This window comes from Alysiella crassa DSM 2578 (genome assembly GCF_000745955.1).
Classification (GTDB): Bacteria; Pseudomonadota; Gammaproteobacteria; order Burkholderiales; family Neisseriaceae; genus Simonsiella; species Simonsiella crassa.
The window spans coordinates 1-7,634 of the sequence record NZ_JQKH01000103.1; the positions used below are offsets into that span (position 1 = coordinate 1).

Genomic DNA, 7,634 nt, shown 5'->3' on the forward strand with positions numbered 1-7,634 from the left:
AGTTCGCTCAATTCAGTCATATTGGATTAGTCGTGAGAAAATTAATACGATACCACTGAATTGATGCGGACTTCTTTTTTTATTGTACTTTTTTTGTCGTGTACTGAAAGGCTGCCTGAAAATTATACTTTCCCGCCCAAAGCCTGTTTCAAGCCTTTCCAGAATGGTTGTGCGGGCATGGAACGCATTTTCAGTAAAATCATGGTGCAGCCCAAAATCAATATGTGCATGGGCAATAAACCCAGCCAAAAACCAATTTTGCCGTCTTCCACCGCATCGCGCAGCAGGGTTAAACCATTCTGATAAATCAGAAAAAAGCCCACCGCCAGCAAAACATGATAGGAATTGCCCGAGCGCGGATTAAAATACGAAATCGGAATCGCCAACACACTCAACAATAAAACCGTGAGCGGCAAAGAAATCCGCCACATCAGTTCCGCAACGTGTTTGGGATTGTTGCTGCCCCATAATTGGCTGGTGGGAATGGTGCGGCGATGGTCAATCGGATTGACCAATTTTGGCGTGGTGCTGATAATAATATCCAGTTTTTCAAAAGAAATTTTATCAAAATCACCTTGCCCAGCTATGCCGCTATAACGGTAGCCGTTTTGCAAAACCAGCGTGCGGCGATTATTGCTCAAATCAAAATGCCCAGATTGGGCAAACACGACATTATCACGCCCTGTTTTCTCGTCAAATTCGCGCACAAACAGGTTTTTCATCATGCCATTATCGGTTTTATCAAATTGCTCCACAAAATACATGCGCCCATTTTTTTTGCCCAAAGGCTGAAATGAACCAGCTTCTACCAGCGAAAGATTTTGTTTTTGCTTTAAAATTTCGGCGTATTCGCGGCTGCGTAATTCCGCCCATGGCAACACGGCAAGTTGCATCACCGCCACCAGCACCGCCAAAGGCAGCGCAAACGACAACACAGGGCGCACCCATTGCCGCAAACTCAAACCGCTCGCCAACCAAATAGACATTTCGCTGTCGCGCCAATAGCGAGTCAGCACGGTCAGTGTACTGATGTAGGCGGTCAGCACCAGCAAAAGCGGGGTCATGCCCAGCGTCCAAAAGCCCACCAAAGCCAACACCGCGTCAATCGCCACGCGCCCATCGGCGGCGCGACCGAGCAGATTAATCCCTTGTGTAAACACCAAAATCGCCAACACCACAATAAAAATGGCGATGGCGGTGAATGTGGTTTCTTTGAGAAATTGTTTTTGGTAAATCATGGTGTTTTGTGGAATAGGGCAGCCTGAAAAGTCGTATTTTAACACGCTTTCCTGATTTTCAGGCTGCCTGAACCATCACGCCCGACTTGCCAAAATCTCGGGCAAACTGTCTTCCAGCCAATCCACCAAATGCCGAATTTTTTCCGCAGCCTGAATGCCGTGTTCCGTCAGCCTATAGTCCGTGTGCGGTGGCACGGTGTTGTAAGAATGGCGGATTAACATACCGTCCGCTTCCAACTGTTTCAGCGTTTCCGACAACATGCGTTCCGATACGCCTTCAATTTCGCGGCGCATTTCGCTAAATCGCTTCGTTCCCGTCAGCAACACAATCATCACCAACACGCCCCAACGGCTGGTTAAATGGTTCAAAATCGTGCGGCTGGGGCAGTTTTTGGCGAGTACGCAGCCTTTTGTATTATCAATGGACATGGTTTTTTTCCTTTTAAAATCAAGATACAAATCTTTTTCAGGCAGCCTGAAAAATCATTCTCATCAAAATCAATGGTTTAAAAATTATTTTGATACTTACATTTTTGTAAGTACTTATCAAGAAAAATGAACTGCGTATAATACACCCCATTGCAAACGCAATCAACTTGAATTTAACTTTTTCATTTATTTGGATTTTTATGAAAACCTTATTGATTTCCGCACTTGTGGCGACTGTAGCACTGTCAGGTTGCCAAACCGTTTCTCATGCCGCACAACAAGCGCAAAACACCGTTCAGGCAGCCATGCAAAGCAAAACCGAGCGCAACAAAGCCAACGCCATTGCCTTTTATGATTTGGCATTTAATCAGCATAAAGTTCAAGAAGCTGCCGACAAATACATTGGCGATGTTTACTTGCAACACAATCCGAATGTGCCTGATGGTAAAGAAGCCTTTGTCAAAATCATTGGTGGTTTCATTGGTCAAACGCCGCAAGCCCGTTCACACATCAAACGCGTGATTGCGGAAGGCGATTTGGTGGTATTGCACATTCATAGCCAACCAAAGCCAAACACTTTGGGCAGTTCTGTGGTGGACATTTTCCGTTTTGATGAAAACGGCAAAATCGTGGAACATTGGGATACCATTCAAGCTGTACCCGAAAAGACCGTGAGCGGTCGCAGCATGTTTTAATTTTTTCAGGAATTTTTTTCAATCATGAATTTTTTACAAGCCTTTCAAAACCAAATTTTAGCCATTTTGCGTATCGTGTCGGGCTACGCTTTTTTCTTGCACGGCACGGCGAAATTTTTTGAATTTCCCATTTCCATGACAGACGGCAACGGCTCTGTGCCTTTGTTTTCAATGTATGGCGTGGCAGGCGTATTGGAAGTTGTCGGCGGTATCTTATTGATTTTGGGCTTGTTTACGCGCCCAGCGGCGTTTATTTTGTCGGGCTTGATGGCGGCGGCGTATTTTATCGCTCACTTTTCCATTTTCCCATTGGTAAACGGTGGCGAAGCGGCGATGTTGTTCAGCTTTGTGTTTTTGTATTTGGCGAGCGCGGGCGGCGGCGCGTGGTCGTTGGACAATATTTTGGCGAAAAAATAATTTTTCATTTTGTAAATGGTGTTTTCAGGCAGCCTGAAAATACCGCCCCCAACCCACTTTAAAACATAAGGAGTTGAAAATGTTGAAACTGTATTATTTGCAAGGTGCTTGCCCACTCGTGCCACACACCGCATTGCATTGGGCGAAAGCCGAATTTGAAGCTGTGCGCTTGGAACGCGGTGAGCAAAAGCAGCCTGAATTTCTCGCGCTCAATCCGCAAGGCAGCGTGCCATTGCTGACCGATGGCGATTGGGCTTTGGCGCAAAACGTGGCGATTTTGGATTATTTGCACGAAGTTTATCCGCAAGCGCAGATTTTCGGTTCGGGCGATGCGCGTCAAAAAGCCAAAGCACGTCAATGGCTTGCTTTGGCGAACAGCGATTTGCACGGCAAATTTGGCTGGCTGTTTGGCGCGGCGCATTTGCTGGGCGATGAAAACGCGCAAAATGAATTGCGTGGTAACGCGATTGCCTCCATCAATCAAATTTACCAACAAGCCGAAAAAGTCTTGCAAAATCAAGCCTATTTGTGTGGCGATGAAATCACGATTGCCGATGTGTATTTTTACGTTACATCGCGTTGGGCGAATATGTTTGCGTGGGATTGGTCGGATTTTGCCGTTTTGCCCGATTATTTTGCGCGAGTGGAACGCAACGCAGGCGTACAAGCGGCATTGAAAGAGCAAGGTTTGGCATAATCATTGATTTCAGGCAGCCTGAAACCCGTTTTCAGGCTGCCTTTGCTGTTTTTTAGAAAGAAAAATCATGAAATTCATCTATTTATTTGACCCATTATGCGGTTGGTGCTATGCGGCATCGCGTGGCATTCAGGCATTGGCGAAAACACATCAAGTTGATGTTTTTGCCACAGGCTTGTTTGCCAACACAGGCAAAGTCATGGACGAAACATTCGCGCAACACGCTTGGGCAAACGACCAACGCATCGCCCAAATCACAGGCTTGCCGTTTAGCGAAACCTATCGCCAAAAGATTTTGTTGAAAAAGGGCAAGTTCGATTCCTTTAATTTAACAATGGCTTGCTTTTTGTTGAATGAAAACGCGCCGTCTGGTGCATGGTTGCCGACTTTCGCCGAAATGCAAAAAGCGCGTTATGTGGACGGCTTGGATACCAGCCGTTTGGACGTGGTGCAAATGTGCTTGCGCGATTGGTGCGAGGACGATGTGGCATTTGAATTGGCGGATTCATTGCTAGGTGATTGCGAATTTATTGATAAAACAAATGCTTGGATAAAACAAGGTCAAATCTTCGCACAACAATTTGGTGTGAGTGGCGTGCCGAGTTTAATCGCCGAAGTGGATGGTAAATTTGTGAATGTGCCGAGCCAATTTCTTTATCAAGATATTGAAAATGTGGTGGAAAATATTAGCCAATTTTTAAAATCAGTTTAATATAGTGAATTCAATTTAAACCAGTACAGCGTTGCCAGCTCCCTTATGTACTGTGTGTACACGGCGGTTGCTGTCGCCTTGTCCTGATTTAAATTGAATCCACTATAAAATCAAAATAATTCAAAAACATCGTTTTCCCATTTTTGAAAACGATGTTTTTGTTTTTTATGGGTTTCAGGCAGCCTGAAAAAATCCAAGCCCTTTATTTTATTGACAAACTTCCGCCACAATTTGCCGCAACCATTGGTGCGCCACATCGTGTTGCGTGCGTTCGTGCCACGTCATCATCATGGTAAACCCTGCGATGTCAATCGGCGGTGCTTGCAAATGCACATTCGGCAAAGTCTGCGCGAAATGCGCGGGCAACACCGCCACCAAATCCGAACCTTGCAACAATTCAGGCAGCAAAACAATATTATTCAATGAAACCATGACTTTGCGATTCAAACCCAAAGCCTGTAACGCCAAATCGGTCGCGCCACTGAACTCGCCCCCATTGTAGGAAAACATCGCAAACGGCAACTGGCTGAACCGTTCGGCGGTCAAAGGCGCGTTTGCCAGAGGGTGTTCGCGGCTCATCGCGCAGACATAATGTTCGTCATACAATTTTTGCTGGTGCATATCAGGCGTAACGTGAAAATGGCTGACCAGTGCCAAATCAATTTTATTCTGTTCAAACAAAGTCTTAATATTCTGACCTTGCACGGGTAACAGCGCAATTTGCACATGGGGCGCAAGTCGGCGCAAACGCAAAATCAAGGGCAAAGCCACGATTTTTTGCACATAATCGGTCGCGCCAATCCGCAAAGTCATCGCCAAATTTTCAGGTTCTAAAACAGGCGGTTGCAACATGGACGTGATGTCTTGCAACACTTGCCGCGCGATTTGCCCGAGTTGCACAGCGCGGTCGGTGGGCTGCATGCCGTGTTGGACGCGCACAAAAAGTGGGTCATGGAAACTTTCGCGCAGGCGGTTCAGAATGCCGCTCATGGCGGGTTGGGTGATGGACAAGCGTTGCGCGGCGCGGCTGACATTGCATTCGTCCAATAAAATCACAAAGGCTTTGAGCAGGTTTAAATCCAGTTTTCTTATATCGGTCATTTTGATACCCAATTATCAGAATAATTAATTTGAAATAATATCATCACAGCATTATGATAAGCAAAAAACAGATATTATGAAGGACTATTTTCGTGTCAAATCCCATCAAAATCCCCCAACTTTCCGCCTTAAATCTTGCGCCAATGCGACAAGGGCAAAATGCCAGCCAAGCCATAGACGCAATGGTGCGTTTGGCACAGCATTTGGAACAACTTGATTTTACAAGATTTTGGATTGCCGAACACCATAATATGCCCCATTTGGCAAGTTCCGCCACGCAAATTCTCATCGCCCATACGCTGTCGCAAACACAAAAAATCCGTGTCGGTAGCGGTGGCGTAATGCTCCCCAATCACAGCCCTTTGCAAGTTGCCGAGCAGTATGGCACGCTGGAAACTTTGTATCCCAATCGTGTGGATTTGGGCTTGGGTCGCGCCCCAGGGACTGACCAAATGACGGCGATGGCTCTGCGGCGTGGACATCGCGATGTGTCTATGCACTTTGCCGATGATATTGCGGAATTGCAACGCTATTTTGGCGATGAAAATCAACAGGGTTATGTAAAAGCCTATCCTGCTTTGGGGCTAAATGTGCCGCTTTATATTTTGGGTTCCAGCACGGAAAGTGCGTATTTGGCGGGGCGTTTGGGTTTGCCGTATGCCTTTGCCGCCCATTTTGCCCCACGAATGCTGGCTATGGGGGTGGAAATTTACCGCAATGAATTTAAGCCGTCTGCGGTGCTAAACGAGCCTTATATGATGATTTGTAACAATATTTTGGTGGCGGACAGCGATGATGAAGCCCAATTTTTGGCGACCACGCAACAGCAATTATTCTGGGATTTGGTGCGTGGCGTGTCGCGGGGAATGTGTCCGCCTGTGCCTGATATGGACGCGCTTTGGTCTCCGCAAGAAAAACTTGCCGCCCAAGCGATGATGACTACTTCCATTATTGGCGATAAAACAAGCGTGAAACAGCAGTTAATTGATTTTCAAGAAAAATATCAAGCCAATGAATTGATTGCGATTAATTATGTTTTTGATGAGAAATTGCAATTTAAATCGTATGCTTTGTTGAATGAAATTGTGCAATCGCTTTGATGAATGTTTTGATTTTTAGGCAGCCTGAAAAGTTTTTTCTTAATTTTGGAGTTTTAAAATGGCAAAAATCCGCAACCTTTTTACCCCCTTTTCTCTTAAAAATCTTGAACTCAAAAACCGCGTAGTAATGCCCCCAATGTGCCAATATTCCGCCACAGACGGTGTGCCAAACGACTGGCATTTTGTGCATTACACTAGCCGTGCGATTGGTGGCGTAGGCTTGATTATTGTGGAGATGACCAATGTCGCACCAAACGGTCGCATTAGCCCAAATTGCTTGGGGTTGTGGAACGATACGCAAAAAGACGCATTCAAAAAAATCGTGGACAGCGTACACGCACACGGAGCGAAAATTGCCGTGCAAATCGCCCACGCAGGTCGCAAAGCCCAAGACGAGCCAAATGCCGTTGCCCCGTCTGCCATTCATTATGGCGAGCTGGATTATGCTGGGCAGAATTTGATTACGCCACGCGAATTGACCACGCAGGAAGTCAAAGATTTGGTTCAAGATTTTCAGGCTGCCGTCAAAAGAGCGGTGGACGCAGGGTTTGATGCGATTGAACTGCACGCGGCTCACGGCTATTTGATTCATCAATTTTATTCGCCAAAATCCAATCATCGTACCGATGAATACGGTCAAGACAAAGCCTTGTTTGGCGTAGAAATCATTCAGGCTGCCAAAAAAGTGATGCCTGCCGATATGCCGTTAATTGTGCGAATTTCCGCCCAAGAATACGGCAAAGATGGTTTTGACAGCGATTATGGCGTGGAAATTGCCAAGCGTTTTGCGGATGCAGGGGCGGATATGTTTGATGTCAGCGGTGGTGGCGATGGCGTACTCGTCAAGGGCAATCACCCTGAATTTTATGCAGGCTATCAAGTGGATTTGGCTCGCAAAGTCAAACTCGCAACTAACAAGCCCGTGATTGCGGTCGGTATGCTGGACAATGTGGCGGTGGCTGACCACATTTTGGGCGTGGGCGATGCCGATTTGGTGGCGGTCGGTCGTGGGCTTTTGCGAGACCCGTATTGGGTGCTAAACGCCCAATATCAGCAAAATGGGGCGGACTGCCAAGAAATGCAGTTTGTGCCGAGACAATATCAGCGTGGGTTTATGTGATTTTTTTCAGGCTGCCTTTCAGTACACGACAAAAAAAGTACAATAAAAAAAGAAGTCCGCATCAATTCAGTGGTATCGTATTAATTTTCTCACGACTAATCCAATATGACTGAATTGAGCGAACT

The 7,634-nt window shown here is 46.2% G+C and carries 9 protein-coding genes; 6 read left to right on the plus strand and 3 right to left on the minus strand.

Going from position 1 to position 7,634, the window contains the following annotated elements; translation table 11 throughout:
- Positions 1–122: 122 nt before the first annotated feature.
- Together lptF and Q338_RS11410 are read right to left on the minus strand one after the other, a co-directional pair.
- Entirely contained in the window at positions 123–1,238 is a 1,116-nt protein-coding gene (gene lptF / locus Q338_RS11405; protein ID WP_034295534.1) for an LPS export ABC transporter permease LptF, read from the minus strand.
- A 75-nt stretch (positions 1,239–1,313) separates the two neighbouring features.
- Positions 1,314–1,667, minus strand: a complete 354-nt coding sequence (locus tag Q338_RS11410) for a winged helix-turn-helix transcriptional regulator (RefSeq protein WP_034295536.1) — start codon at positions 1,665–1,667, stop codon at positions 1,314–1,316.
- Between the two features lie 200 nt (positions 1,668–1,867).
- Here Q338_RS11410 and Q338_RS11415 point away from each other — a divergent pair, with 200 nt between their 5' ends.
- The 4 genes from Q338_RS11415 (at position 1,868) to Q338_RS11430 (ending at position 4,188) form a co-directional block, all read left to right on the plus strand.
- On the plus strand, positions 1,868–2,362 hold the full coding sequence (locus Q338_RS11415; protein WP_034295545.1) for a nuclear transport factor 2 family protein: 495 nt from the start codon (positions 1,868–1,870) through the stop codon (positions 2,360–2,362).
- Positions 2,363–2,386: 24 nt separating this feature from the next.
- Entirely contained in the window at positions 2,387–2,779 is a 393-nt protein-coding gene (locus Q338_RS11420; protein ID WP_034295538.1) for a DoxX family protein, read from the plus strand.
- A 79-nt stretch (positions 2,780–2,858) separates the two neighbouring features.
- Entirely contained in the window at positions 2,859–3,476 is a 618-nt protein-coding gene (locus Q338_RS11425) for a glutathione S-transferase family protein (protein ID WP_051968631.1), read from the plus strand.
- A gap of 67 nt (positions 3,477–3,543) precedes the next feature.
- Positions 3,544–4,188, plus strand: coding sequence for a DsbA family protein (locus tag Q338_RS11430; protein WP_034295539.1), 645 nt, complete (start codon positions 3,544–3,546; stop codon positions 4,186–4,188).
- Positions 4,189–4,395: 207 nt separating this feature from the next.
- Here Q338_RS11430 and Q338_RS11435 read toward each other — a convergent pair whose 3' ends face one another.
- Complete coding sequence (locus Q338_RS11435) at positions 4,396–5,289, minus strand: LysR family transcriptional regulator (RefSeq protein ID WP_034295540.1); 894 nt, start codon at positions 5,287–5,289, stop codon at positions 4,396–4,398.
- Positions 5,290–5,381: 92 nt separating this feature from the next.
- Between Q338_RS11435 and Q338_RS11440 the strand changes: the two genes are divergently transcribed.
- Positions 5,382–6,389 carry an LLM class flavin-dependent oxidoreductase gene (locus tag Q338_RS11440; protein ID WP_034295542.1) on the plus strand — a complete coding sequence of 336 codons (1,008 nt, stop codon included), beginning with the start codon at positions 5,382–5,384 and terminating at the stop codon, positions 6,387–6,389.
- A 58-nt stretch (positions 6,390–6,447) separates the two neighbouring features.
- A complete protein-coding gene (locus tag Q338_RS11445) occupies positions 6,448–7,509 on the plus strand; it encodes an NADH:flavin oxidoreductase/NADH oxidase (protein ID WP_034295543.1) in 1,062 nt (353 codons plus the stop codon).
- Positions 7,510–7,634: the final 125 nt, after the last annotated feature.

Bases quoted from the DNA above. Each gene is read 5' to 3' on its own strand.
- Q338_RS11425 (WP_051968631.1), top strand. From the start codon at position 2,859: ATGTTGAAACTGTATTATTTGCAAGGTGCTTGCCCACTCGTGCCACAC.
- Q338_RS11415 (WP_034295545.1), top strand. From the start codon at position 1,868: ATGAAAACCTTATTGATTTCCGCACTTGTGGCGACTGTAGCACTGTCA.
- lptF (WP_034295534.1), bottom strand. From the start codon at position 1,238: ATGATTTACCAAAAACAATTTCTCAAAGAAACCACATTCACCGCCATC.
- Q338_RS11445 (WP_034295543.1), top strand. From the start codon at position 6,448: ATGGCAAAAATCCGCAACCTTTTTACCCCCTTTTCTCTTAAAAATCTT.
- Q338_RS11410 (WP_034295536.1), bottom strand. From the start codon at position 1,667: ATGTCCATTGATAATACAAAAGGCTGCGTACTCGCCAAAAACTGCCCC.
- Q338_RS11420 (WP_034295538.1), top strand. From the start codon at position 2,387: ATGAATTTTTTACAAGCCTTTCAAAACCAAATTTTAGCCATTTTGCGT.
- Q338_RS11430 (WP_034295539.1), top strand. From the start codon at position 3,544: ATGAAATTCATCTATTTATTTGACCCATTATGCGGTTGGTGCTATGCG.
- Q338_RS11435 (WP_034295540.1), bottom strand. From the start codon at position 5,289: ATGACCGATATAAGAAAACTGGATTTAAACCTGCTCAAAGCCTTTGTG.